A 26,628-nucleotide genomic window follows, 5' to 3' on the forward strand; every position below is an offset into this window, starting at 1 on the left:
CCCGTCACAGCCTGCGACGAGCGGTCGGCGACCGCCCGTGGTGCCCGACGCCGTCGGGCACCTGCGGGCACGGCGCCGGCAAGCGAGGTGGTACCGCGGCGAACCCGCCCCAGGTGGGGGAGTCGTCCTCGCAGGAGAGCACGACCGACCCGTACCACCACGGCGGACACCCCGCCGACCGCTACCTCACCGGAGTCCTCGAGACCATGGCCTACCCGCTGCACCGCGCACCCTCGTCCGCCGCCGACGCGCACCCCGGAGCCGCGTTCGGCGTCCCCGCCTCCCCGGACCTGCCCGCGATCGAGCGCGAGGTCCTCGCCTACTGGGAGGCGGACGACACGTTCCGCGCCTCGGTCGAGCGCAACCCCGCCGGGGAGAACGGCAGCAACGAGTTCGTGTTCTACGACGGCCCGCCCTTCGCCAACGGCCTGCCCCACTACGGGCACCTGCTCACGGGCTACGCGAAGGACGTCGTGCCGCGCTACCAGACGATGCGCGGCAAGCACGTCGAGCGTCGCTTCGGCTGGGACACGCACGGCCTGCCCGCCGAGCTCGAGGCGATGGACCAGCTCGGGATCAAGACCAAGGAGGAGATCCTCGAGCTGGGGATCGAGCGGTTCAACGACGCGTGCCGCGCGTCGGTGCTCAAGTACACGAGCGAGTGGCAGGACTACGTGACCCGCCAGGCGCGCTGGGTCGACTTCGAGCACGACTACAAGACGCTCGACCCGACGTTCATGGAGTCGGTCCTGTGGGCGTTCAAGCAGCTCTACGACAAGGGCCTCGTCTACGAGGGCTTCCGCGTGCTGCCCTACTGCTGGAACGACCAGACGCCGCTGTCCAACCACGAGCTGCGCATGGACGAGGACGTGTACCAGGTCCGCCAGGACCCGGCGGTCACCGTCGGCTTCCGGCTCGAGACGGGCGAGCTCGCGCTCATCTGGACGACGACGCCCTGGACGCTGCCGTCCAACCTGTTCGTCATGGTCGGCCCCGACGTCGAGTACGTCGTCGTGGAGTCGTCGTTCACGGGCGTCAAGGAGCGCTACGTGATCGCCGCGGAGCGCCTCGAGGCGTACGCGCGCGAGCTCGCCGACGAGGGCGTCGAGGACGTGACGACGCAGGTCGTCGAGCGGCTCACGGGCGCCGACCTCGTCGGGCGGTCGTACACGCCGCCGTTCTCCTACTTCGCCGGGCACGCCGGTGCGCACCGGGTCGTCGAGGCCGACTTCGTCACGACCACGGACGGCACCGGTCTCGTGCACAACGCCGGCGCGTTCGGCGAGGAGGACAAGGTCGTCTCCGACCGCGAGGGCGTCGAGCCGGTGCTGCCGGTCGCGTCCGACGGCAAGTTCGTCTTCCCCGTCGTCGACTACGAGAGCCTCCAGGTCTTCGACGCGAACGCGCTCATCATCGACCACCTCAAGGGCCGCACGCGCCACGACGCCGCGGCCGCGCAGGGGGAGGAGACGCCGGACCTCCCGCTCGGCGCGACGAGCCCCGGCACGGTGCTGCTGCGCCGTGAGTCGTACGCGCACTCCTACCCGCACTGCTGGCGCTGCCGCAAGCCGCTCATCTACATGGGCGTGTCGTCGTGGTTCGTCGCGGTGTCGAAGTTCAAGGACCGCATGGTCGAGCTCAACGAGCAGATCTCGTGGACGCCCGACCACATCCAGCACGGCCAGTTCGGCAAGTGGCTGGAGAACGCGCGCGACTGGTCGATCACGCGCAACCGGTTCTGGGGCAGCCCGGTGCCCGTGTGGCGCTCGGACGACCCGCAGCACCCGCGCGTCGACGTGTACGGCTCGTTCGCCGAGATCGAGCGGGACTTCGGCACCCTCCCGCGCAACGAGAAGGGCGAGCCGGACCTGCACCGGCCGTTCGTCGACCGCCTCACGCGCCCCAACCCGGACGACCCGACGGGCCGCTCGACCATGCGCCGCGTCGAGGACGTCATGGACGTCTGGTTCGACTCGGGGTCCATGCCCTACGCGCAGGTGCACTACCCGTTCGAGAACACCGACTGGTTCGAGCACCACAACCCCGGCGACTTCATCGTCGAGTACATCGGCCAGACGCGCGGCTGGTTCTACACGCTGCACGTGCTCGCGACCGCGCTGTTCGACCGCCCGGCGTTCCGCTCGGCCGTCTCGCACGGCATCGTGCTGGGCTCCGACGGCCGCAAGATGAGCAAGTCGCTGCGCAACTACCCGGACGTCAACGAGGTCTTCGACCGCGACGGCTCCGACGCGATGCGCTGGTTCCTCATGAGCTCGCCCATCCTGCGCGGCGGCAACCTCGTCGTCACCGAGGACGGGATCCGCGACGCGGTGCGCCAGGTGCTGCTGCCGCTGTGGAGCACGTACTACTTCTTCACCCTGTACGCGAACACGTCGAAGGCTCAGGCGCGGGCGGGCGAGCCCGTCGAGCCCGCCGGGTACGTCGCGCAGAAGGTGGCCCCCGAGCGCGTGGCCGGGCTCCCGGCCCTCGACCGCTACCTGCTCGCCCGGACCCACGACCTCGTCGTGCGCGTCACGGGGCAGCTCGACGCGTACGACATCGCCGGCGCGTGCGAGACCGTGCGCGAGCACCTCGACGTCCTGACCAACTGGTACGTGCGCACCCAGCGCGACCGGTTCTGGGCGGAGGACGCCGACGCGTTCGACACGCTGTACACGGCGCTCGAGACGCTCACGCGCGTCATGGCGCCGCTCGCCCCGCTGCTCGCGGAGGAGGTGTGGCGCGGCCTGACCGGCGGGCGCTCGGTCCACCTCACGGACTGGCCGGCGTCCACCGAGGAGGTCGGCGAGCGGTTCGTCGGCGAGGACGGCTCGTCCGCCGTGGCCGTGCGTCACGTCCCGGACGCGTCCCTCGTCGCCGACCCGGCGCTCGTCGCCGCGATGGACGAGGTCCGCGCCGTCGCGTCGGCCGCGCTCGGCCTGCGCAAGGCGCACCAGCTCCGGGTGCGCCAGCCGCTCGCGCGGCTCACGGTCGTCGTGGACGACCCGGGGGCGCTCGCGCCGTACACGGACCTGCTGGCGCGCGAGCTCAACGTCAAGGCCGTCGAGCTCGAGCCGACCGACTCGGACGCCGCGGAGCGCTTCGGCATCACGCAGCGCCTCGCGGTCAACGCCCGCGCCGCGGGCCCGCGCCTGGGCCGCGGGGTCCAGGCCGTCATCAAGGCGGCGAAGGCCGGTGCGTGGCGCGTGGACGAGGCCGGGGAGGTCGTCGTGACGACGGACGACGGCGACGTCGCGCTCCTGCCCGCGGAGTACGAGCTGACGACGGTGGTCGCCGACCGCGGCGTCGCCGAGGGCGAGGCGCCGAGCGTCGCCGCCGCGGTGCTCGCGAGCGGCGGGTTCGCCGTCCTCGACCTCGCGCTCGACGACGCGCTGCTCGCCGAGGGCTACGCACGCGACGTGATCCGCGACGTGCAGGACGCGCGCAAGGCCGCCGGGCTCGACGTCGCCGACCGCATCCGGCTCTCGCTCGACGTGCCGGGCGAGTGGCTCGCGGCCGTCGAGGAGCACCGCGACCTCGTCGCGCGCGAGACGCTCGCGGTCGAGGTCGTCGTCGAGACGTCGCCGACCGACGTGCGCTCCGTGCGCGTCGAGAAGGCCGACGGCACCGTCCCGGACACGGCGGTGATCCTGTGAGCGCCCCGCGCAAGGACCCCGGCGCCGCGCGACGGCAGAGCGCGAAGGACGCACGCGCGGCGGCGGAGGACGCCGCCGCGCAGGCGGACCTCGAGCGCGTCTACCAGCACATCGTGTCCCGTGCCCCCGAGCACGACTTCGACCCGACGATCGACCGGGTGCGGCGCCTGTTCGAGCTGCTGGGCGACCCGCAGCACGCGTTCCGGACGATCCACCTCACCGGGACCAACGGCAAGACGAGCACCGCGCGCGTCGCCGAGCGCCTCGTGCGCGAGCACGGCCTGCGCACCGGCCTGTTCACGAGCCCGCACCTGACGAGCGTCACCGAGCGGATCGTCGTCGACGGCGAGCCGCTCTCGCCGCGCCGGTTCGTCGAGGTGTGGGAGGACGTCTACCCCTACGTGCAGGTCGTCGACGCCGAGCTCGCGGAGACCGGGCAGTCGCAGCTGAGCTTCTTCGAGGTCCTCACGGGCGTGGCGTTCGCCGCGTTCGCGGACACGCCCGTCGACGTCGCGATCGTCGAGGTCGGCATGGGCGGCGAGTGGGACTCGACCAACGTGGTCGACGCGGAGGTCGCCGTCGTGACGCCCGTCGCGCTCGACCACGAGCGGTGGCTCGGGAGCACGCTCGAGGAGATCGCGACGGTCAAGTCGGGCATCGTCAAGGAGGGCGCGACCGTCGTCTCGGCGGCGCAGCGCCCCGAGGTCGAGGAGGTGCTGCGGGCCCGGGCGGAGCGCGTCGGCGCCCGCCTGCTGCGCGAGGGCGTCGACCTCGACGTCGCCGAGCGCCAGGTCGCGGTCGGCGGCCAGCTCCTCGACCTGCGCACGCCCGCGGCGCTCTACACCGAGGTGTTCCTCCCGCTGCACGGCGAGCACCAGGCGCACAACGCGCTGCTCGCGCTCGGCGCGGTGGAGGCGTTCCTCGGCGGCCGTGCGCTCGACGGCACGCTCGTCGAGGCGGCGTTCGCGGACGTCACGTCGCCGGGCCGGCTCGAGGTCGTGCGGTCCAGCCCGACCGTCCTCGTCGACGCGGCGCACAACGCCGCGGGGGCCGAGGCGCTCGCGACGGCGCTCGGCGAGGCGTTCGACCTGCGCCACCTCGTCGGCGTCGTCGCGATCATGGCCGACAAGGACGCCGAGCCGCTCCTCGCGGCGCTCGAGCCGGTGCTCGCGGAGATCGTCGTGACGCGCAACAGCTCGGAGCGCTCGGCCGACCCGACGGAGCTCGCCGAGCTCGCGGCCGACGTCTTCGGCGAGGACCGCGTGCACAGCACCGAGCGCCTCGACGAGGCGCTCCAGGTGGCGGTCGACCTCGTCGAGCGCGACGACGCCGTGGGCGTCGGCACGGGCACGGGCGTCCTGGTCACGGGCTCGGTCGTGACGGTGGCCGACGCGCGCGTCCTGCTCGGTCGCGGCTGACGCCCGGACGCCGCGCGGCGCGCGGCGGCCGGGTGTTTGATGGAGGCGACGACGGCGGCGGGCGCGCCGGGCGCGCCCTGCCGACGTCGCGGGGGCTGTCGGCGCCCGGAGGACCGGGCGCACGGACCGATGGAGGGATGACCGGTGAAGAAGCTGCTCAACGATCCCCAGGACGCGGTGACGGAGTCCCTCGAGGGCTTCGGCCAGGCGCACGCCGACCTCGTGCAGGTGCACCTCGCGCCCCCGTACGTGTCGCGCGCCGGCGGCGCGGTGGCCGGCAAGGTCGGGCTGGTCTCGGGCGGCGGCTCGGGCCACGAGCCGCTGCACGCGGGCTTCGTCGGGCCGGGGATGCTCGACGCCGCGGTGCCGGGCGCCGTGTTCACCTCGCCGACGCCCGACCAGATCGTCCCGGCGATCCTCGGCGCCGACTCGGGCGCCGGCGTGCTCGCGATCGTCAAGAACTACACGGGCGACGTGCTGAACTTCGAGACGGCGGTCGAGCTCGTCGAGGCCGAGGGCACCCAGGTCACGAGCATCCTCGTCAACGACGACGTCGCGGTCGAGGACTCGCTCTACACCGCGGGCCGGCGCGGCGTGGCGGGGACGGTCGCGGTCGAGAAGATCGCGGGCGCGGCGGCCGAGCGCGGTGACGACCTCGGGACCGTGACGGAGATCGCCGGGCGCGTCGTGGCGAACGTGCGCTCGATGGGCGTCGCCCTCACGGCGTGCACCGTGCCGCACGTGGGTCGGCCGAGCTTCGACCTCGGCGACGACGAGGTCGAGATCGGCATCGGGATCCACGGCGAGCCCGGGCGGCACCGGATCCCGCTCGCGTCGGCGGACGAGATCACGCAGCGGCTGGTCGATCCCGTGGCCGACGACCTGGGCCTCGCCGACGGCGAGGACGTGTTGCTGTTCGTTAACGGAATGGGCGGTACCCCGCTGTCCGAGCTGTACGTCGTCTATCGTCAGGCTAGGAGGCTGCTCGAAGGGCGCGGCGTACGCGTGACGCGCTCGCTCGTCGGCAACTACGTCACGTCGCTGGAGATGCAGGGTGCGTCGGTCACCGTGCTGCGCCTGGACGACGAGCTCACCGCCCTGTGGGACGCTCCCGTCCACACGGCCGCGCTGCGCTGGTGAGCGGGTGCCCTTTCGTGCAGTCTCCGGGAGCCGGCGCACCGCCGGCTCGACGGCGAGGAGAGGTGGGGCATGACGCTGGACGTGGCCTGGGCCGAGCGATGGACCCGGCTGAGCGCGGAGCGGATCGCGGCGGCACGGGACGAGCTGACGGAGCTGGACCGCCAGATCGGTGACGGCGACCACGGCGAGAACCTCGACCGGGGTTTCCGCGCGGTGGTCGCCAAGCTCGACGGGGCGGCCGCCGGGGACCAGCCGCCCGGTCAGATCGGCGACGTGCTCAAGCTCGTGGCCACGACGCTCATGTCGTCCGTCGGCGGCGCCTCGGGCCCGCTCTACGGGACCGCGTACCTCCGTGCCGCGAAGGTGACCGGTCTCGCGGAGCTCGACGCGCACGGCGTCGTGGCGCTGCTCGAGGGCGCGCTCGAGGGCATCTCCGCGCGCGGCAAGGCGCAGGTCGGCGAGAAGACCATGGTCGACGCCTGGCAGCCCGCGGTCGACGCGGCGGAGGCCGCGGCCGACGCCGGCGGCTCGACGGCCGACGTCCTCGCGGCCGCCGCCCGGGCCGCGCGCGAGGGCGCCGAGGCGACCGTGCCGCTCGTGGCGACGAAGGGCCGGGCGAGCTACCTCGGCGAGCGCAGCGCGGGCCACCAGGACCCGGGCGCGACGTCGACCGCGATCCTGCTCGAGGCCGCGCGCGACGCGGCGGCGGCGTGAGCGGCGTGGCCGGACCGGTCGGCACGCGGGCCCGGGTCGCGCTCGTCCTCGTCTCGCACTCGCAGCGCCTCGCGCAGGGGGCCGTCGAGCTGTCCGCGCAGATGGCGCCCGGCGTCCTGCTGCTCGCGGCGGGCGGGACGGACGACGGCGGCCTCGGCACGAGCTACGACCGCGTCTCCGGGGCGATCGAGGAGGCGCTGCGCGTCGCGGACGGCGTCGTCGTGCTCGCGGACCTGGGCTCGGCCGTGATGACGGTCGAGTCGGTGCTGGACCTGGAGGACGGCTTCGACGGGCGCGTGCTGCTCGCGGACGCGCCGTTCGTCGAGGGCGCCGTCGCGGCGGCCGTCACCGCGCACGGCGGCGGCGACGTGGCCGAGGTCCTCGCGTCCGCGGAGCACGCGGGCGGCACGTTCGCCGTCCCCGCCGCGGCACCGGAGGCGGGGGAGGAGAACCCTGCGGACGGCGCCCCGCCGGCGGGGGAGGCCCGCGCCGTCGTGACGTTGCGCAACCCGCTCGGCCTGCACGCCCGGCCCGCCGCGGTGCTCGCGCGCCTGGTCGCGGGGTTCGACGCGAGCGTCGCGATCGACGGCGTCAACGGGGCGAGCGTCCTCGAGCTCATGAAGCTCGGCGCGACCGGCGGGCAGGAGCTCACGGTCACGGGGGAGGGCCCGCAGGCCGCGGACGCCGTGCGCGCGGTGGTCGAGGCCGTGGAGAGCGGGTTCGGAGAGGTCTGACGCCCACGCCGGTGTGACCTCCGTCACCCGATATTGCAGTTGATGCAAAATTGCAGAGGATGCAAGAATGGTCCTCGTGCCGACGACTCCGCCTGACGTGCCCGATCGCCCCTCCGTGGCCGAGCGGGCGGCGGCGTGCGTCGCGCCGTCGCCGGGCGGGCTGCGGGAGCGCAAGAAGCGCGCGCGCCGCGAGGCCCTCGTCGACGCCGCGCAGACCCTCGTCCTCGACCGCGGCCTCGACGCCGTGACGGTCGAGGACATCTGCGCGGCCGTCGGCGTCTCGCCCCGCACGTTCTTCAACTACTTCCCCGCGAAGGACGACGCCGTGCTCGGCCTCGAGGACTTCTCGGTCCGACCCGACGTCGTCGCGGCCTTCGTCGCCGGCGGCCCGACGGGCGCGCTCCTCGACGACCTCGAGGTCGTGGTGGCCGACGTGCTCGCGCACGAGGTCGTCACCCCCGAGCGCATGGCGCGCACGCTCGAGCTCGTGCAGCGCGAGCCGCACCTCGTCGCGCGGCACGTCGCGTGGGTCGAGGGCCACCGCGCGGAGCTCGTCGAGATGCTCGTCGCACGTCGCGCGGTCCGGCCGTTCGTCCCGGACCCCGAGCTCTTGGCGCTCGTCGTCATGAGCCTCCTGCGCGCGAGCACGGTCGAGTGGCAGCAGCGGGGCCGGGAGGGCGAGCCGGTGGACCACCTGCCGGGCGTCGTCGACCAGCTCCGCGCGCTGCTCCGCGACACGCGCGCCCCCGATCCCGCGGCCACCTGACCGCACCCCTCGCTCCGCGCGAGGACTCCACCGGCTCGGGCCCCCACCCGACCGGCCGCACCTCCAGCCTCCACCCGACGACGGGCCGCGCCCGTCGGCGCGCGCCCGCCCGTCCCGACCGAACCGGATCCTCATGGCCTCCTCCACCGCAGCACCGCCCGTCGACGGCGGCAAGCCGCTCGTCGTGCTCACCCCGCGCACCGTGTGGGTGATCTTCGGCGCGCTCATGGCGTCGATGTTCCTGTCCTCGCTCGACCAGTCGATCGTCGGCACCGCGATGCCGACGATCGTCGGCGAGCTCCACGGCGTCGAGCACCAGGGCTGGGTCATCACGGCCTACATCCTGGCGATCGCCATCGTCATGCCGCTCTACGGCAAGTTCGGCGACCTCTGGGGCCGCCGCTGGCCGTTCCTCGTCGCGATCGGCCTCTTCACGGTCGCGTCGGCCGGCGCCGGGTTCGCGCAGTCGTTCCCCGAGCTCGTCGCCTGGCGCGGCGTGCAGGGCCTCGGCGGCGGCGGCCTGATGATCCTGTCGCAGGCGATCATCGCCGACATCGTCCCCGCCAAGGACCGCGGCAAGTACATGGGCCCCATGGGCGCGCTCTTCGGCATCGCCGCGGTCATCGGGCCGCTCCTCGGCGGCTGGTTCACCGAGGGCCCGGGCTGGCGCTGGGCGTTCTGGATCAACGTGCCCATCGGCGTCGCCGCGTTCGTCGTGGCGTGGGTCGCGCTCAAGCTCCCCTCGCACCGCGCGGGCCGCAAGATCGACGTCGCGGGCATCTTCTTCCTCGTCGTCGCGACGTCCGGCATCGTCCTGGTCACGAGCTGGGAGTCGCTGACGACGTCGTCCGGCTACGACTGGTCCGACCCGTGGCTGCTCGGCCTCGTCGCGGCCGTCGTGGTGTCGGTCGTCGCGTTCGTCCTCGTCGAGAACCGCGCCGAGGAGCCGCTGCTCCCGCTGCACCTGTTCAAGAACCGGACCTTCACCATCGCGACGCTGATCGGTCTCGTGCTCGGCATGGGCATGTTCTCGGCGCTCGCGTTCCTGCCGACGTTCCTGCAGATGTCCACGGGTGCCGGGGTCACCGAGTCCGGGTTCCTCATGCTCCCGATGATGGTCGGCGTCATGATCACGGCCATCGGGTCCGGTATCGCCATCACCAAGACCGGGCGGTACAAGATCTACCCGGTGGTGGGTCTCGCGATCACCGCGGCGGGGATGGTCTGGCTCACGCGCATCACGGGCGACATGTCGATGTGGCTCTTCGGCGCAATGATCTTCGTCATGGGCGCCGGGATGGGCCTCGTCATGCAGACCATCGTGCTCGCCGTGCAGAACTCGGTCGACCCGCACGAGATCGGGACCGCCACGAGCGCGAACAACTTCTTCCGCGAGATCGGCGCGGCCGTCGGGACGGCGCTGTTCAGCACCATCTTCACGTCGCGGCTCGCCGACAACCTCGAGGGCGTCTTCGCGGGCGTGCCCGGAGGTGCGGCCCCCGCCGGCGCGGAGGGCTCCTCGCTCACGCCCGAGATGGTGCAGCAGCTCCCGGAGCCGATCCACACGGGCGTCGTCGACGCGTTCACCGACGCGCTCGCCCCCGCGTTCTGGTACCTGGTCCCGCTCGTCCTCGTCGGGTTCGTGCTCGCGCTGTTCCTGCGCGAGGTCAAGCTCTCCGACGTCGCCGGGATGGTCGCGCGCGGCGAGGCCGTCGCCGACCACGGCGACCTGCGCGAGGACGCCCCCGCGACGGGCGAGGCTGAGGGCGCCGCGGTCGTCGTGCCCGCGGGCGGCCGGGGACCGGACGACGAGCGCCCCGGGAGCCGGGACCGCGACGGCGCGCCGGTATCCTGACCGGGTGAGCACCTCGCCGTCGCAGCCCGCCGCGCAGCCGTCCCGCCACGGCCGCGCGGCGGGCCCGGTGCGCCCGTCCCCGGGCGACCGCATCAAGCCCAAGAAGCCCGCGAAGGTCCAGTTCGCGTCGACCACGCTCCTGCTCGAGGCGTTCCTCGTCGTGTTCGCGACGCTCGTGGCCTACGGCCTGCGCGACGTGCCGTACTCGCGCGGCCCGCTCGAGCTGCCCTCCGCGACGTCGATCTGGGTCGTGGGCGGGGTGCTCGCCGTCGTGCTCGTCGTGCTGTCGCGCATGGTGGGCACGCCCGGCGGGTACGTCGCCGGGTCCGTGGTCCAGGTGCCCGTGCTCGCGCTCGGGCTGGTGGTGCCCATGATGTTCCTCGTGGGCGGCCTCTTCGTCGTCCTGTGGATCGTCTCGATCCGCCTCGGCGGGCGCATCGACCGCGAGCGCGCGGCCTACGACGCCGAGCACCCCGAGACCGCGCCCAACGCCGGCTGACGGCGCGGCGCGCACGCGGCCGGGCGGCCGCCCGCCGGGCGCGGCGCACGGGCCCGCGGCCGGTAGGCTCGGCGACCATGACCGACGTCGCACCCGCACTGACCGAGACCATCGAGCGCACCCTCATCCTCGTCAAGCCCGACGGCGTCCGCCGCGGCCTGTCCGGCGAGATCCTCCGGCGCGTCGAGGCCAAGGGCTACACGCTCGCCGCCGTGCGCCTGCTCGACGCGACGCCCGAGCTGCTCGCCGCCCACTACGCCGAGCACGAGGGCAAGCCGTTCTTCCAGCCGCTCGTCGACTTCATGCTCTCGGGCAAGATCCTCGCGGTCGTGGCCGAGGGCCAGGGCGTCGTCCCCGGCTTCCGCTCGCTCGCCGGCGCGACCAACCCGACCGAGGCGCTGCCCGGCACGATCCGCGGCGACCTCGGCCGCGACTGGGGCCTCAAGGTCCAGCAGAACCTCGTGCACGGGTCGGACTCGCCCGAGTCCGCCGCGCGCGAGATCGCGCTCTGGTTCCCCGAGCTCGGCTGACCCGCACGCGCACGTCCGCCCCGTCCCGGGCCTCCGGGGCGGGGCGTTCGCGTGCCCGCCGCGGTGTGCGCGGTCCGCCACGGCCGGTCGCGGACGTCCGCAGGATCGTGGGAGCGCCGCACTAGGCTCGGGTCCGTGCACCTCAAGACCCTGACGCTGCGCGGCTTCAAGTCGTTCGCGTCCGCGACGACGCTGAGCTTCGAGCCCGGCGTGACGTGCGTCGTCGGGCCGAACGGCTCGGGCAAGTCGAACGTCGTCGACGCGCTCGCGTGGGTGATGGGGGAGCAGGGCGCCAAGACCCTGCGCGGCGGCAAGATGGAGGACGTCATCTTCGCCGGCACGTCGGGCCGGCCCCCGCTCGGGCGCGCCGAGGTGTCCCTGACGATCGACAACACCGACGGCGCCCTGCCGATCGACTACACCGAGGTGACGATCTCCCGCACGCTGTTCCGCAGCGGCGGGTCCGAGTACGCGATCAACGGCAGCGCGTGCCGCCTGCTCGACATCCAGGACCTCCTCTCCGACTCGGGCCTCGGCCGGGAGATGCACGTGATCGTCGGCCAGGGGCAGCTCGACGCCGTCCTGCGCGCGACGCCCGAGGACCGCCGCGGCTTCGTCGAGGAGGCCGCGGGCGTCCTCAAGCACCGCAAGCGCAAGGAGAAGGCGCTCCGCAAGCTCGACGCGATGCAGGCCAACCTCACGCGGCTCGCGGACCTCACGACGGAGATCCGGCGCCAGCTCGGCCCGCTGGGGCGGCAGGCGGAGATCGCGCGCAAGGCCGCGACGATCCAGGCCGACCTGCGCGACGCGCGGGCCCGGCTCCTCGCCGACGACCTCGCCCAGCTCACCGCGACGCTCGAGCAGGAGATGGCCGACGAGGCGGCCCTGCGCACGCAGCAGGCGGAGGTCGAGCGCGCGCTCGCGACGGCGCGCGACACGCTCGGCCGGCTCGAGCGCGAGGCCGCGGAGGCCGCGCCCGCCCTCGGGGCCGCGACCGACGTCTGGTTCCGGCTCTCGTCGCTGCGCGAGCGGCTGCGCGGCACGCGCACGCTCGCCGAGGAGCGCGTGCGTCTCCTCGGGCGCCCCGAGGCGGCGCCCCGCGGGCAGGACCCGGACGAGCTCGAGGCGCAGGCGGAGCGCGTGCGCGCGACCGAGGCGGAGCTCGAGGCGGAGGTCGCCCGCGCGCGGGACGCGCTCGCCGCCGCGGTCGCCGACCGGGAGGACTCCGAGCAGGCCGCGGGGGAGGCGGAGCGGGCCGTCGCGACGCTGCTCCGCGGTGCCGCGGACCGCCGCGAGGGTCTCGCGCGGCTCGCCGGGCAGGTCGCGGCGCAGCGCACGCGCATCGAGGCCGCGGAGGCCGAGATCGGGCGGCTGCGCGAGTCGCTCGCGGAGGCCGAGCACCGGGGCACGCAGGCGCGCACCGAGTTCGCGGTGCTCGAGACCCAGGTGGTCGGCGCCGAGGAGGGCGAGGAGGGCCTCGACGCCGAGCACGAGGCCGCGGCGGACGCGGTCGAGCGCACGACCGCCGCCGTGACGGGCCTGGAGGCGGACGCGTCCGCCGCGGACCAGGAGCGCGCGACATGGAGCGCGCGCATCGAGGCCCTCGAGCTGAGCCTCGACCGCAAGGACGGCGCGGGCGCGCTGCTCGCGGCGGACGGCGTCGGCGTCGTGGGGTCGCTCGCGGCCCTGCTCGGCGTCGAGGCGGGATACGAGGACGCGGTCGCCGCGGCGCTGGGCCCGGCCGCCGACGCGGTCGCGGTCGAGTCGGTCGACGCCGCGGTCGACGCGCTGCGGTACCTGCGCACGGAGGACGCCGGGCGCGCGGGCCTCGTCGTGGCGACCGCGGAGCCCGGCCCGGGCCCCGCCGCCGTCGACCTGCCCGACGGCGCGCGCTGGGCCGTCGACGTCGTCACCGCCGCCGGGGGCGTCGGCCAGGCGGTGCGGTCTCTGCTGGCGGGGGTGGCCGTCGTCGACGACCTGGGCCAGGCGCGCGCGCTCGTGGCGCGGCACCCGGGCGTCGCCGTCGTGACGCGGGGCGGGGACCTCCTCGCGACGACGCGCGCGTGGGGTGGGTCGGCGTCGGCGCCGAGCGTGCTGCACCTGCAGTCGGCGCTCGACGAGGCGCGCACCGCGCACGCCGACGCGACGGCCCGCGCCGAGCGTGCCCGGTTCGCGCTCGTGGGCGCGCGCGAGGCGGCGCAGGAGGCGCGGGCCCGGTACGAGGACACGCTCGACCGGCTCAACGAGTCCGACGCGCAGCTCGCCGCGGTCGCGGAGCAGCTCGGGCACCTGGGGGCGACCGCGCGCTCGGCCGCCGCGGAGGCCGAGCGCGTGCGCGCGTCGCTGGAGCGGGCGTCCCAGGGTCTCGACGACGCGCGCGAGACGCTCGCCGGGCTCGTCGAGCGGCTCGAGGTCGCCGAGACGGCGCCGGAGCAGTCCGAGGACGCGGTGGCGGAGGCGAGCGCCGAGCGCGACCGCCTCCTCGCACGTGCTTCGGCGGCACGCACGGCCGAGACCGAGGCACGGCTCGCCCTGCGCACGAGCGAGGAGCGCTCGCGGGCGGTCGCGGGCCGGGCCCAGTCGCTGGCCCGGGCGGCCGCCGCGGAGCGCGACGCGCGCGAGCGGGCCGCGCGGCGCGAGGCGGCGCGGGTGCGGCAGGCGGGCCGAGCGTCCGCGGTGCGCGACGGCGCGACGCTCGCCCTCGCCGCGATCGACCGGTCGCTGGCCCGGGCGGGCGCGGAGCGGGACGCCGCGGAGGCGGCACGGGCCGAGCGCGACACCGCGGTGACCGCCGCGCGCCGCGAGGTCGACGACCTGGCGGCGCGCCTGCGCGAGCTGACCGACGTCGCGCACCGCGACGAGGTGGCGCGCGCCCAGCAGCAGCTGCGCATCGAGCAGCTCCAGGCACGCAGCGTCGACGAGCTCGGGCTCGACCCGGCCGTCCTGGTCGAGGAGCTCGGCCCGCACCGCGAGGTCCCCGTCCCCTCCAACGACGGCGAGCCCCGCACGGTCCCGTACGACCGCGCCCAGCAGGAGAAGCGCCTGCGTGCCGCGGAGCGTGACCTCGGCCGCCTCGGCAAGGTGAACCCGCTCGCGCTCGAGGAGTTCGCCGCGCTCGAGGAGCGGCACAAGTTCCTCGCCGACCAGCTGGCCGACCTCAAGAAGTCGCGCGCCGACCTGCTGGAGATCGTCAAGGAGATCGACGAGCGCGTCGAGCGGGTGTTCTCGGACGCGTACCGCGACACCGCCGAGCAGTTCGAGCGCGTGTTCGCCCGCATGTTCCCGGGCGGCGAGGGGCGCCTGGTCCTCACCGACCCGGACGACATGCTGACCACGGGCATCGAGGTCGAGGCCCGTCCCGCGGGCAAGAAGGTCAAGCGCCTGTCCCTGCTGTCCGGCGGCGAGCGCTCGCTCACGGCGGTCGCGCTCCTCGTCGCGATCTTCAAGGCGCGGCCCTCGCCGTTCTACGTCATGGACGAGGTCGAGGCCGCCCTGGACGACGTGAACCTCGGTCGCCTGCTCGAGATCTTCCGCGAGCTCCAGGAGGACTCGCAGCTCATCGTCATCACGCACCAGAAGCGCACCATGGAGATCGCCGACGCGCTCTACGGCGTGACGATGCGCGGCGACGGCGTCACGACGGTCATCAGCCAGCGCATGTCCGAGGCGCGCGAGGAGGTCTCCGCCTGACCGGCGCGGGGCGGTCCGTCCGCCTCGTCCGCACCTGGGCGGAACCTCCAGGATCGTTGCAATTCCGGGCCTTGTGAAGATGTGGTGCTGATCGCCGAGCCCCGGCGTGGCTGCGGTCGCGACGCATTCCGGCGCCCGGATACTGGAGGGCATGGTCTGGATGTTCGTGTGGCTGGGGCTCACGCTCGGCGTCGCCGCCGTCGTGTTCCTGTTCGCGAGCGTCGTCGCGCGCGCCGAGGCGCAGTCGACCGGTGCGACGGGTGACCGACGGGACGGCGAGCAGGGGATGCGCGCCTTCTGGCGCGACTTCCGCTCGGGGCTGCGGCGGCGTCGCCGCCGGGGCGACAACCCGGGCCAGCACGTCGCGACCGTGCGCATGCCGCGGCCGGTGGACACGAGCATCGACGACTTCTTCACGGCCACGCAGGTGTCGTCCAACGCGTACGTCGACGCCGAGGAGCTCACCGACGTCCTGCACCGCGCGCGCGAGCGCGTGCGCCCGCTGCACCCGGGGGAGCGCCCTCCCGAGGCGTGAGCACCGCGTCGGTCTGAGAGACTTCCGGGGTGAACGACCTCCTCCCGCTCTGGATCGTCCTCGGCGTCCTCCTGGTCGTCGGCCTCGTCACCGCCGGGACCGTGTCGGTCCGTCGCCGCGGTCGCCGCGACATCGTCGAACCCCCGCCCACGGCCCCTGCCGCGCCCCCCGCGACGGCGCCGGACGCCGTGGAGGCGCCGCCCGGCACGGCGACCGTGGAGGCGCCGCCGGAGCCCGACGTCGCCGCCCCGCCCGCGCTCGAGCGCCCGGAGCCGGTCGGTGGTCGGCTCGTCCGGCTGCGCGAGCGCCTGGCGCGCTCCGGGTCTCCGCTCGGTGCCCGCCTGCTGTCCGTCCTCTCGCGGGACCACCTCACCGAGGACGACTGGGACGAGCTCGAGGAGACCCTCCTCCTCGCGGACGTCGGCGCCGGGCCGGCCGGCGAGCTCATCGACGCGCTGCGCACCAAGGTCCGCGTCCTCGGGGTGCGCGACGCCGCGAGCGTGCGCGACCTCCTGCGGACCGAGCTCGTCGCGCTCGTCGACCCGACGCTCGACCGCTCGCTCGCGACGTCCCCGCGCACCGCCGAGGACGGGTCGACGGTGCCCGCCGTCGTGCTGGTCGTGGGCGTGAACGGCACCGGCAAGACGACGACCGTCGGCAAGCTCGCGCGCGTGCTCGTCGCCGAGGACCGCAGCGTCGTGCTGGGCGCGGCCGACACGTTCCGCGCCGCGGCCGCCGACCAGCTCGAGACCTGGGGCTCGCGCGTCGGCGTCCCGACCGTGCGGTCCGACCGTGACGGCGCCGACCCGGCGGCGGTCGCGTTCGACGCGGTGCGCCGCGGCCGCACCGAGGGTGCGGACGTCGTGCTCGTCGACACCGCCGGGCGCCTGCAGAACAAGCAGGGCCTCATGGACGAGCTGGGCAAGATCCGGCGCGTCATCACCAAGGAGGCCCCGCTGTCGGAGGTCCTCCTCGTGCTCGACGCGACGACGGGGCAGAACGGCCTCAACCAGGCACGCGTCTTCGGCGAGGTCGCGGGCGTCACGGGCATCGTCCTGACGAAGCTCGACGGCACCGCGCGCGGCGGCATCGTCGTCGCGGTCCAGCGCGAGCTGGGCGTGCCCGTCAAGCTCGTCGGCCTGGGGGAGGGGCCCGACGACCTCGCCCCGTTCGACCCGGAGCAGTTCGTCGACGGGCTCCTCGGCGCCTGAGGCACGGGCGCGGCCGGGCGCGACGCCCGGCCGCAGTGCCCGGCAGGGTGCCCCGCCGGGTGCCGGTCCGGGTCGCCCCGCCGGGTCACGGTCGTGTCACGGCGCGATCACGGCACGGTCGCGGCGCCGCGCTCCAGGCGCCCGCGCGGTGCGACGAAACCGAACGTTTACGTCCAGCCTGCCCTTGTCACGCCGGCGTAACGCGGCGACACCGCCGGGGAAACCCGCCCGCACCACCGTAGTCCCCGACCGGCCGCCCGGCCGGCGAGGGGAGATGATCCGATGGAGTGGGACACCGGGGCGACCGCGTGGATGCTGACCTCAGCATCCCTCGTGCTCCTGATGACGCCCGGACTGGCGTTCTTCTACGGCGGCATGGTCCGCGCCAAGTCCGTGCTGAACATGATGATGATGTCCTTCGGCGCGATGGCCGTCGTGGGCGTCGTCTACGTGCTGTGGGGCTGGTCCATGTCCTACGGCGAGGCCGGCACGGGTGGCCTGTTCGCCAACCCGTTCGCGCAGTTCGGTCTCTCGGGGGCGATCACGGACGCCGACGGCAGCGCCGTCGCGAGCACGCTCGGCAACTACCCGAACGTGGTCGACATCGCGTTCCAGGTGACGTTCGCGATCATCACGGTCGCGCTCATCTCGGGTGCGCTCGCCGACCGCGTCAAGTTCGGCACGTGGCTGACGTTCACGGCGATCTGGGTCACGGTCACGTACTTCCCGCTCGCCCACATGGTGTGGGGCGGCGGCTTCCTCTCGGCCAACGAGAACGGACTCGCCGCGAAGGTGTTCGGGGTGACCGACGGCGCCGCCACGGTCGCACCGATCGACTTCGCGGGCGGCACCGTCGTCCACATCAACGCCGGTGTCGCGGCGCTCGTGCTCGCGCTCCTCATCGGCAAGCGCAAGGGCTTCGGCACCGAACCGATGCGCCCGCACAACCTGCCGTTCGTCATGCTGGGCGCGGCCCTGCTGTGGTTCGGCTGGTTCGGCTTCAACGCGGGCTCGGCGTTCGGCGCGAACGAGACGGCCGGCCTCGCCTGGATCAACACCACGAGCGCCACGGCGGCCGGCATCATCGGCTGGCTCGTCACGGAAAAGATCCGCGACGGTCACGCCACGTCGCTCGGCGCCGCGTCCGGCGTCGTCGCTGGCTTGGTGGCGATCACGCCCGCGGCCGGCGCGCTCAACCCGGTCACGTCGATCGTCCTGGGCCTCGTCGCCGGCGCGCTCTCCGCGCTCGCGGTCGGCCTGAAGTACCGCTTCGGCTACGACGACTCGCTCGACGTCGTCGGCGTCCACCTCGTCTCCGGGCTCTGGGGTACCGTCGCGATCGGCTTCCTCGCGACCGACACGGGCCTCTTCTTCGGGGGCGGCGCGCAGCAGCTCGTCGTCCAGGTGCTCATCGCGCTCGTCGCGATCGTCTTCACCGCGATCACGACGACGGTCATCGGCCTGATCCTCAAGGTCACGATGGGCTGGCGCGTGAGCGAGGACGCGGAGGTCGGCGGCATCGACCTCGCGGTCCACGGCGAGACGGCGTACGAGTCCATCCAGCAGGGCAGCGTCATCAGGGAGGTGCGGGCATGAAGCTCGTCACGGGAATCATCCAGCCGCACCGGCTCGACGACGTGAAGTCGGCGCTCGAGGCCGCGGGCGTGCGGGGCATGACGGTCAGCGAGGCCAGCGGGTACGGCCGCCAGAAGGGCCACACCGAGGTCTACCGGGGCGCCGAGTACACGGTGGACCTGGTCCCCAAGGTCCGCATCGAGGTCCTCGTCGACGACGCCGACGCCACCGCGGTCACCGAGGTGATCGTCAAGGCGGCGCAGACCGGCAAGATCGGCGACGGCAAGGTCTGGACGGTGACCGTGGACGACGTCGCCCGGGTGCGCACGGGCGAGCACGGCCCCGGCGCCCTGTGAGGAGACGGACCCTCGGATGACCCACCACGCCGACACCCCGACCACGGGCGGGGTCGCAGGGGGATCGGCGGGGCGCCCGGCAGGGCCGGGAGAGCACGGCACGCAGGTCCCGCACCCCGACGGGGTGCGGGACCTGCGTGCGCGGATGCTCGACGTCGCGCGGTCCATGAGCGGACCGGGCCGCAGCGGGGTCGCGCGCCGCGCCGCCGTCGTCGACCTCGTCACGTCCTCGCTCGCGGGCCTCTGGCTCGAGGCGACCGACGGCGTCGCGCCCGAGGGGCTCGCGCTCGCCGCGGTCGGCAGCCTCGGGCGGGGCGACATGGGCCCGGCGAGCGACCTCGACCTCGTCCTCGTCCACGACGGCCGCACCCACACCGCCGACGACGTCGCGCGCGTCGCCGAGCGGCTCTGGTACCCGCTGTGGGACGCGGGCGTCGACCTCGACCACGCGGTGCGCTCCCTGTCGCAGTGCCGCCAGGTGGCGTCGAAGGACGTCCCCGCCGCCGTCGGGTGGCTCGACGTGCGCGCGGTCGCGGGGGACGCGCTCGTCGTGCACCGCGCGTCCTCCGCGGTGCTCACCGACTGGCGCTCCGCGTCGCGCCGCCGCCTGCCCGACCTGCTCTCCTCGACGCGCGAGCGCGCGGAGCGGTCCGGCGAGCTCGCGTACCTCATCGAGCCCGACCTCAAGGAGTCGCGCGGCGGCATCCGGGACGCGGTCGTGCTCTCGGCGCTCGCGGCGACCTGGCTCACCGACCGCCCGCACGGGTCGGTCGACCGCGCGCACTCCCACCTGCTCGACGTCCGCGACACGCTCCAGGTCGTCACCGGTCGGCACACGAGCCGCCTGCTGCTCGCCGACCTCGACGAGGTCGCCGCGCTGTCCGGGTACGACGACCCCGACGAGCTGCTCGCGAGCCTCGCCGCGGCGGGCCGCGAGATCTCCTACGCGCTCGACACCACGGTCCGCCGGGCCCGCCAGGCGCTCCAGCGGCCGTCGGTCGCCCGGCGCCCGGTGCTCGTGCGGGGACGTCGCGCGGCGCCGCGGCTGCGGCCGGTCGGCGACGGGCTCGTCGAGCACGACGGCGAGCTCGTGCTCGCCGTGGACGCCCACCCGGAGTCGGACCCGCTCCTGTCGCTGCGCGCCGCGGCGACCGCGGCGCGCACGGGCCTGACGCTCTCGCCCGTGTCCGTCGCCAGCCTCGCGCGCTGCCCCGCCCTGCCGGAGCCGTGGCCGCGCGCCGCGCGGTCAGCGTTCCTCGCCCTGCTCGGGTCCGGCCAGGCCCAGGTCGCGGTGTGGGAGGCGCTCGACCTCGCGGGCGTCGTCACGACGTGGATCCCCGAGTGGGCGGGCGTGCGCAACCGGCCGCAGCGGGCGGCCGTGCACCGGCACACCGTCGACCGGCACCTCGTCGAGGTCGTGGCGCGCGCCGCGCGCGCCCGCAAGGAGGTCGAGCGCAGCGACCTGCTGCTGCTCTCCGCGGTGCTGCACGACATCGGCAAGCGGGCCGGCGCCGCCGACCACTCCGTCGAGGGCGCGCGGCTCGTGCCCGCGATCCTCGGCCGCATGGGCTTCGAGCCGGACGTCGTGGCCGACGTCGAGCGCCTCGTGCGCCACCACCTCACCCTCTCGCGCCTCGCCGTGAGCGAGGACCCCGACGACCCGGCGACGGTCGCGGAGCTCGCGGACGCCGTCGACCACCGCGCCGACCTGCTCGTGGTGCTGCGCGCGCTCACGGAGGCGGACGCGTCGTCGCTCGGCCCGAGCGCGTGGACGGCATGGCGCGCGCGCCTCGTGGACGACCTCGTGGGCGAGACGCTCCGTGCGCTGGGCGCCGTGCCGGGGGGACCGGGCGCCGCCGGGTAGGCTGGACCCTCGCGGACGGCCCGTCCCGTGCCCGCTCCACGTCTGCCGGGGAGCGGGGACGACGGAGGGCCGACGCGCACGAGACTTCCGACGACTGGTGAGGATGACGCGGTGTTCAACACGCTGTCGGACCGACTGACTTCGACCTTCAAGAACCTGCGTGCGAAGGGCCGGCTGTCCGAGGCGGACATCGACGCGACGATCCGGGAGATCCGGCGCGCGCTGCTCGACGCCGACGTCGCGGTGCCCGTCGTGCGCGAGTTCAGCGCGACCGTGCGCGAGCGCGCGCTCTCGGCCGAGGTCTCGGGGGCGCTCAACCCGGCGCAGCAGGTCGTCAAGATCGTCAACGAGGAGCTCGTCGGCATCCTCGGCGGCGAGAGCCGCGGGCTGCGCTTCTCCAAGACGCCCCCGACCGTCATCATGCTCGCGGGCCTCCAGGGCGCGGGCAAGACGACGCTCGCGGGCAAGCTCGCCCTGCACCTGCGCGAGCAGGGGCACACGCCGCTCCTCGTCGCCGCCGACCTGCAGCGCCCGAACGCCGTCACCCAGCTCTCGGTCGTCGCGGAGCGCGCCGGCGTCCCCGTGTTCGCGCCGCACCCCGGCAACCAGAGCGGCGTCGAGGTCGACGACGTGATCGGCGACCCGGTCGCCGTCGCGCGCGAGGGCGTCGAGACGGCGCGGCAGCGCCAGCACGACGTCGTCATCGTCGACACCGCGGGCCGCCTCGGCCTGGACGCCGTCCTCATGCAGCAGGCGTCGGACATCCGCGACGCCGTGCAGCCCGACGAGGTCCTGTTCGTCATCGACGCGATGATCGGTCAGGACGCCGTCGCGACCGCGAAGGCCTTCGAGGAGGGCGTCGACTTCACGGGCGTCGTGCTCACCAAGCTCGACGGCGACGCGCGCGGCGGTGCCGCGCTGTCGGTCCGCGGGGTCACCGGTCGCCCGATCCTGTTCGCGTCCACGGGCGAGAAGCTCACCGACTTCGAGGCGTTCCACCCGGACCGCATGGCGTCGCGCATCCTCGACATGGGTGACGTCCTCACGCTCATCGAGCAGGCCGAGAAGGCGTTCGACGCCGAGCAGGCCGCGAAGATGGCCGAGAAGGTCGCCACGGGGCAGGACTTCACGCTCGCGGACTTCCTGGTGCAGATGCAGCAGATGAAGAACATGGGCTCGATGAAGAAGATGCTCGGCATGCTGCCGGGCATGGGCCAGATGCGCGAGGCCATCGAGAACTTCGACGAGCGCGAGGTCGACCGCATCGAGGCCATCATCCGGTCGATGACCCCCGCGGAGCGGGACAATCCGAAGATCATCAACGGCTCGCGGCGCGCGCGCATCGCCCGCGGCTCGGGTGTGACGACGAGCGACGTGAACCAGCTCCTCGAGCGCTTCGCGGGCGCCCAGAAGATGATGCGGCAGATGAGCCGCGGCGGCGGGATGCCGGGGATGCCGGGCATGGGCAGCCTCCCGGGCATGGGCGGCAAGAAGGCGCGGGGCCGCCAGGCGCCGCAGCGCAAGGTCAAGGGCAAGTCGGGCAACCCGGCGAAGCGAGCCGCGCAGGAGCGCGCGGCTGCCGCGCGCGCGGCGGGGGAGCTCACGGGTCCCGCGGCGCCGTCGGGCTCCGCGTTCGGCGTGGGGGGCACGGACGCGCCGTCCACCCCGACGCCGGACGACCTCCAGCTCCCGCCCGGCTTCGAGAAGCTGCTCGGCGGCCGCTGAGCCGCGGCCGTCCCGGACGGCCGTCCTCGAGCCCGGGTGCGACCCGCAGCCGCCCGGGCGCTAGGTTATGTCCGTGGCACCGCCCGGTGCCGCACCGCGCCCCCGACCGGGCCGTCTCCCCGTCCCGTCCGTCCTCACCCAGGAGCCGCATGTCCGCGCTGGAAGGCCCCACGCTGCACGTCCGCGGCCACGTCATCGTCGGCGACGACCGCGAGGTGGGCGACCTGTGGGTCAAGGACGGGCGGATCAGCCTCACCCGGCCGTCGGCGCAGGGCACCAACATGGTCGAGCTCGAGGGCTGGGCCCTGCCCGGCCTCGTCGACGTGCACTGCCACGTCGGTCTGGGCGCCCAGGGCGCCGTCGACGCGACGACCGCGCAGGAGCAGGCGCTGACGGACCGGGACAGCGGGGTGCTCCTGGTGCGCGACGCCGGCTCGCCGCTCGACACCCGGTGGGTGCACGGCCGTCGCGACCTGCCGCGCCTCGTGCGGGCGGGGCGCCACCTCGCCCGGCCCAAGCGCTACCTGCGGCACTACGGGCTCGAGCTCGACGACGTCGCCCAGCTCCCCGAGGCCGTGCGCCGCGAGGCGCGCCAGGGCGACGGGTGGGTCAAGATCGTGGGGGACTGGATCGACCGCGACCTCGGTGCCCAGGGCGACCTGCGGCCGCTGTGGCCCGACGACGTCCTCGCCGAGGCGGTCGCGGCCGCGCACGCGGAGGCCGCCCGTGTGACCGTTCACGCGTTCTCCGACGAGGTGATCCCGTCGCTGCTCGCCGCGGGCGTCGACGGCATCGAGCACGGGACGGGGATCCACCCCGACCTCATGTACGAGATCTCCGAGCGGGGCGTCGCGGTCACCCCGACGCTGCTGCAGATCGGGCAGTTCGAGAGCATCGCGCGCCAGGCGGACGCCCGGTACCCGGTGTTCGCGGCCCGCATGCGGCGCCTGCACGAGCGCCGGTACGAGCAGGCCCGGGCGCTGTACGAGTCCGGCATCCAGATCCTCGTCGGCACCGACGCGGGCGGGACGATCGGGCACGGCCGCCTCGCCGACGAGTGCGCCGAGCTCGTCGCCGCGGGCATCCCCGACGCCGCCGTCGTCGCGGCCGCGAGCTGGCAGGGCCGCGAGTACCTCGGCTACACGTCGCTCGTCGAGGGCGCGTCGGCCGACTTCGTCGTCTACCCGCAGGACCCGCGCAAGGATGTCGGCGTCCTGCGCGCCCCCACCGCCGTCGTGCTGCGCGGCGAGATCGTCGCGCCCGCCGCCTGACGCGGTCCGGCGCCGCCCGCAGGTTGGTCGATGCCCTCGCCGTCTGGCACAATGTCCCGGTACTCGGCGTGCCCCGGCCCCTCTCTCCGGCGCGTGCCGTGTCCTGAACCCCTTCCTCGTCCTGTCCCCACGGGACGATCGCGGGTTCGCCCGAACCAGAACCAGGAGAGACCACCACTGTGGCCGTCAAGATTCGTCTGAAGCGTCTCGGCAAGATCCGTGCGCCGTACTACCGTGTCGTCGTCGCCGACTCGCGCACCAAGCGCGACGGTCGTGTGATCGAGGAGATCGGCAAGTACCACCCCACCGAGGAGCCCTCGTTCATCGAGATCACCTCGGACCGCGCCCAGTACTGGCTCGGCGTCGGCGCGCAGCCGACGGAGCAGGTGCTCGCGCTCCTCAAGGTCACCGGCGACTGGCAGAAGTTCAAGGGCCTGCCCGGCGCCGAGGGCACGCTCAAGGTCAAGGGCGAGAAGGTCGACCCGACCGCCGCCATCGAGGCCGCCGCCGCGGACGCCGAGAAGGTCAAGGCCAAGGCTGCCGAGAAGAAGACCGAGGCTCCGGCCGAGGAGACCGCCGACGCGGCCGACGAGGCCGCTGCCGACGAGCAGGCCTGATGATCGCCGAGGCCCTCGAGCACCTCGTGCGCGGCATCGTGGACAACCCGGACGACGTCCGCGTGGCCACGAAGACGCTGCGTCGCGGTGACCTGCTCGAGGTCCGGGTGCACCCGGAGGACCTCGGCCGCGTCATCGGTCGCGGCGGGCGCACCGCCCGTGCCCTGCGCACGGTCGTCGGCGCGCTCGCGACCGACGGGCCGGTCCGTGTCGACGTCGTGGACGTCGACCGCCGCTGAGGCCCGCACCGACGACGCCCCGCGAGGGGCGACGGGCAAGGCCCGGCCCGCCACCGGCGGGCCGGGCCTTCCTGCGTCCGTCGCCGGAGGACCGGCGTGCACCGTCCCATCCAGCACCACACGAGGAGTCACGACGATGGAGCTGACCGTCGCGCGCGTCGGCAAGGCGCACGGGCTGCGGGGCGAGGTAGCCCTCGACCTGCGCACCGACGACCCCGAGGAACGCCTCGCGGTGGGTGAGCGTCTGGAGACGCGGCCCGCCGACGCCGGCCCCCTGACCGTCGCCACCGTGCGCGTCCACCAGGGCCGCTGGCTCGTCGGGTTCGAGGGCGTGCGCGACCGCACGGGCGCCGAGGCGCTGCGCGGCGTCGAGCTCGTCGTCGAGGCCGAGGCGTCCGACGAGGAGGACGCGTGGTACCCGCACGAGCTCGCCGGGCTGCGCGCCGAGGGGACGGACGGCCGCGTGCTGGGCCGCGTCGAGGGCCTCGAGCACCTGCCCGCGCACGACGTCCTCGTGCTGCGCGAGCCGGACGGCGCCCGCACGCTCGTGCCCTTCGTCCGGCAGATCGTGCCGGTCGTCGACGTGGCCGGCGGCCGGGTCGTGCTCGACCCGCCCGGCGGGCTGCTCGCGTCGGACGCGGAGCACCTGGAGGTCGCGGCGCCGAGCGCCGGCGACGCGGCGGGCGGGCCCGGGCTGCAGGACGCCTCCACCGACGGCGAGGCCTGACGTGCGGATCGACGTCGTCACGATCTTCCCCGACTACCTCGCCGCGCTGGACCTGTCGCTCGTCGGCAAGGCCCGCACGGCCGGGATCCTCGACCTGCGCGTCCACGACCTGCGCGACTGGACGACGGACCGGCACCGCACGGTCGACGACACGCCGTTCGGCGGCGGCGCGGGCATGGTCATGCGCCCCGACGTGTGGGGGCGGGCGATCGACGACGTGTCCGGTCTGTCGACCGACGCGGTCGCGGGAGAGGCGAGCGCGGTGCACCTGGTCGTGCCGACGCCGTCGGGCGCGACCTTCACCCAGCGCACCGCCGAGGAGCTCGCGACGGAGGAGCACCTCGTCGTCGCCTGCGGACGCTACGAGGGCATCGACGCGCGCGTGGCCGAGCACTACCGTGCCGCCGGGATGCGCGTCAGCGAGCTCTCGATCGGTGACTACGTGCTCAACGGCGGCGAGGTCGCGGCGCTCGTGATGATCGAGGCCGTCGGGCGCCTGCTGCCGGGCGTCGTGGGCAACCCGGAGTCGCTCGTCGAGGAGTCGCACGGGGCCGCGGGGCTCCTGGAGTACCCGGTCTACACGAAGCCGCCCGTGTGGGGCGACCTCGAGGTGCCCGACGTCCTGCTGTCCGGGCACCACGCCCGGATCCGGCGCTGGCGCCGGGACCAGGCCCTGCGTCGTACCGCCCGCCGCCGCCCGGACATGGTGCGTGCGCTCGACGTCGCAGCGCTCGACCGGCACGACCTGGAGGTCCTCGCGGGGGCCGGCTGGGGCGTCGTCGACGGCCACCTGGAGCGCACCGCCCCGGCCGACGGCTGAGCGGGGACCCTCCCGGCGCGCGCCCGCGGCCCGCGAGGACTGCCGCCCGGGCCGACGGGTGTGGCAGAATGGTCGATCGGTGTGTGCCGCCCCGGACCTCTGCCACAGGGGAGCCCGCGCCCGATCCTCGGGCGGACTGGCACGACGGACCCGACGACCGCGAGGTCGACGACCGTCCACGCGCAGCACGGCACACCCCACCGATACGACGACGGCCCGGTCTGCCCGGGCCACGAGCACGCGTCCGACCTGTGGCGGGCGAGGAGAAGCACCATGCACACGCTGGACAGCGTCGACGCAGCATCGCTGCGCAGCGACGTCCCGGAGTTCCGCCCCGGTGACACGCTCAAGGTCAACGTCAAGGTCGTCGAGGGCACCCGCTCCCGCGTCCAGGCGTTCCAGGGTGTCGTCATCGCCCGTCAGGGCAGCGGCGTCCGCGAGACGTTCACGGTCCGCAAGATCAGCTTCGGCGTGGGTGTCGAGCGCACGTTCCCCGTGCACTCGCCGTCCATCGAGTCCGTCGAGGTCGTGACGCGCGGTGACGTGCGTCGCGCCAAGCTGTACTACCTGCGCGCGCTGCGCGGCAAGAAGGCGAAGATCAAGGAGAAGCGCGAGACCGCGCCCAACCGCTGATCGGCTGTCGGCGACACCGCCGCTCCGCTCGTTCCGACGGCGGCCGTCCCTCC

22 protein-coding genes are annotated in these 26,628 nt (G+C 74.5%); all 22 read left to right on the forward strand.

Annotation, left to right across the window (positions count from 1 at the left end):
• Positions 1 to 206 precede the first annotated feature (206 nt).
• The 22 genes from ileS to rplS all read left to right on the forward strand — a co-directional run bounded on the left by ileS (position 207) and on the right by rplS (position 26,575).
• A complete protein-coding gene (ileS, locus tag ACI769_RS02175; RefSeq protein ID WP_085388803.1) occupies positions 207 to 3,656 on the forward strand; it encodes an isoleucine--tRNA ligase in 3,450 nt (1,149 codons plus the stop codon).
• On the forward strand, positions 3,653 to 5,074 hold the full coding sequence (locus tag ACI769_RS02180; RefSeq protein WP_085388134.1) for a folylpolyglutamate synthase/dihydrofolate synthase family protein: 1,422 nt from the start codon (positions 3,653 to 3,655) through the stop codon (positions 5,072 to 5,074). Before ileS ends, ACI769_RS02180 begins: the two co-directional genes overlap by 4 nt.
• Positions 5,075 to 5,218: 144 nt before the next feature.
• Positions 5,219 to 6,214, forward strand: a complete 996-nt coding sequence (gene dhaK / locus ACI769_RS02185; protein ID WP_043658407.1) for a dihydroxyacetone kinase subunit DhaK — start codon at positions 5,219 to 5,221, stop codon at positions 6,212 to 6,214.
• 69 nt (positions 6,215 to 6,283) lie between these two features.
• Positions 6,284 to 6,928: a dihydroxyacetone kinase subunit DhaL gene (gene dhaL / locus ACI769_RS02190; protein WP_085388133.1), complete on the forward strand. Its 645-nt coding sequence runs from the start codon at positions 6,284 to 6,286 to the stop codon at positions 6,926 to 6,928.
• Entirely contained in the window at positions 6,925 to 7,662 is a 738-nt protein-coding gene (gene dhaM, locus ACI769_RS02195; RefSeq protein ID WP_085388132.1) for a dihydroxyacetone kinase phosphoryl donor subunit DhaM, read from the forward strand. Before dhaL ends, dhaM begins: the two co-directional genes overlap by 4 nt.
• A gap of 97 nt (positions 7,663 to 7,759) precedes the next feature.
• On the forward strand, positions 7,760 to 8,428 hold the full coding sequence (locus ACI769_RS02200) for a TetR/AcrR family transcriptional regulator (protein WP_232322585.1): 669 nt from the start codon (positions 7,760 to 7,762) through the stop codon (positions 8,426 to 8,428).
• Between the two features lie 133 nt (positions 8,429 to 8,561).
• The gene (locus ACI769_RS02205) at positions 8,562 to 10,283 is read left to right on the forward strand and encodes an MDR family MFS transporter (protein WP_085388130.1); all 1,722 of its coding nucleotides are present in this window, start codon (positions 8,562 to 8,564) and stop codon (positions 10,281 to 10,283) included.
• A 4-nt stretch (positions 10,284 to 10,287) separates the two neighbouring features.
• Complete coding sequence (locus ACI769_RS02210; RefSeq protein ID WP_306303334.1) at positions 10,288 to 10,782, forward strand: DUF4233 domain-containing protein; 495 nt, start codon at positions 10,288 to 10,290, stop codon at positions 10,780 to 10,782.
• A gap of 77 nt (positions 10,783 to 10,859) precedes the next feature.
• Positions 10,860 to 11,312: a nucleoside-diphosphate kinase gene (ndk, locus tag ACI769_RS02215; protein ID WP_031317103.1), complete on the forward strand. Its 453-nt coding sequence runs from the start codon at positions 10,860 to 10,862 to the stop codon at positions 11,310 to 11,312.
• A gap of 135 nt (positions 11,313 to 11,447) precedes the next feature.
• Entirely contained in the window at positions 11,448 to 15,002 is a 3,555-nt protein-coding gene (gene smc, locus ACI769_RS02220) for a chromosome segregation protein SMC (RefSeq protein WP_198163076.1), read from the forward strand.
• 151 nt (positions 15,003 to 15,153) lie between these two features.
• Positions 15,154 to 15,537, forward strand: coding sequence for a hypothetical protein (locus tag ACI769_RS02225; RefSeq protein WP_043660617.1), 384 nt, complete (start codon positions 15,154 to 15,156; stop codon positions 15,535 to 15,537).
• Positions 15,538 to 15,566: 29 nt separating this feature from the next.
• Positions 15,567 to 16,748: a signal recognition particle-docking protein FtsY gene (gene ftsY / locus ACI769_RS02230; RefSeq protein ID WP_085388129.1), complete on the forward strand. Its 1,182-nt coding sequence runs from the start codon at positions 15,567 to 15,569 to the stop codon at positions 16,746 to 16,748.
• Positions 16,749 to 17,030: 282 nt separating this feature from the next.
• Entirely contained in the window at positions 17,031 to 18,344 is a 1,314-nt protein-coding gene (locus ACI769_RS02235; RefSeq protein WP_085388128.1) for an ammonium transporter, read from the forward strand.
• The gene (locus ACI769_RS02240; protein ID WP_021483028.1) at positions 18,341 to 18,679 is read left to right on the forward strand and encodes a P-II family nitrogen regulator; all 339 of its coding nucleotides are present in this window, start codon (positions 18,341 to 18,343) and stop codon (positions 18,677 to 18,679) included. Before ACI769_RS02235 ends, ACI769_RS02240 begins: the two co-directional genes overlap by 4 nt.
• A 16-nt stretch (positions 18,680 to 18,695) precedes the next feature.
• Positions 18,696 to 20,543 carry a [protein-PII] uridylyltransferase gene (locus ACI769_RS02245; RefSeq protein WP_085388127.1) on the forward strand — a complete coding sequence of 616 codons (1,848 nt, stop codon included), beginning with the start codon at positions 18,696 to 18,698 and terminating at the stop codon, positions 20,541 to 20,543.
• A 111-nt stretch (positions 20,544 to 20,654) separates the two neighbouring features.
• Positions 20,655 to 22,268, forward strand: coding sequence for a signal recognition particle protein (ffh, locus tag ACI769_RS02250; protein ID WP_034652454.1), 1,614 nt, complete (start codon positions 20,655 to 20,657; stop codon positions 22,266 to 22,268).
• Between the two features lie 149 nt (positions 22,269 to 22,417).
• Positions 22,418 to 23,539: an amidohydrolase family protein gene (locus ACI769_RS02255; RefSeq protein WP_085388126.1), complete on the forward strand. Its 1,122-nt coding sequence runs from the start codon at positions 22,418 to 22,420 to the stop codon at positions 23,537 to 23,539.
• Between the two features lie 179 nt (positions 23,540 to 23,718).
• Positions 23,719 to 24,156: a 30S ribosomal protein S16 gene (gene rpsP / locus ACI769_RS02260; protein ID WP_021482888.1), complete on the forward strand. Its 438-nt coding sequence runs from the start codon at positions 23,719 to 23,721 to the stop codon at positions 24,154 to 24,156.
• Positions 24,156 to 24,395 carry an RNA-binding protein gene (locus ACI769_RS02265; RefSeq protein WP_021482889.1) on the forward strand — a complete coding sequence of 80 codons (240 nt, stop codon included), beginning with the start codon at positions 24,156 to 24,158 and terminating at the stop codon, positions 24,393 to 24,395. The genes rpsP and ACI769_RS02265 overlap by 1 nt, the downstream gene beginning before the upstream one ends.
• Positions 24,396 to 24,531: 136 nt before the next feature.
• Positions 24,532 to 25,122 (forward strand): ribosome maturation factor RimM, encoded by a 591-nt coding sequence (gene rimM, locus ACI769_RS02270; protein WP_085388125.1) that lies wholly within the window; start codon positions 24,532 to 24,534, stop codon positions 25,120 to 25,122.
• A 1-nt stretch (position 25,123) separates the two neighbouring features.
• Complete coding sequence (gene trmD / locus ACI769_RS02275; RefSeq protein ID WP_085388124.1) at positions 25,124 to 25,942, forward strand: tRNA (guanosine(37)-N1)-methyltransferase TrmD; 819 nt, start codon at positions 25,124 to 25,126, stop codon at positions 25,940 to 25,942.
• 273 nt (positions 25,943 to 26,215) lie between these two features.
• The gene (gene rplS, locus ACI769_RS02280) at positions 26,216 to 26,575 is read left to right on the forward strand and encodes a 50S ribosomal protein L19 (protein ID WP_021483307.1); all 360 of its coding nucleotides are present in this window, start codon (positions 26,216 to 26,218) and stop codon (positions 26,573 to 26,575) included.
• Positions 26,576 to 26,628 lie beyond the last annotated feature (53 nt).

Origin of the sequence: Cellulosimicrobium sp. RS (assembly GCF_046159675.1) — a bacterium.
Classification (GTDB): domain Bacteria; phylum Actinomycetota; class Actinomycetes; order Actinomycetales; family Cellulomonadaceae; genus Cellulosimicrobium; species Cellulosimicrobium funkei.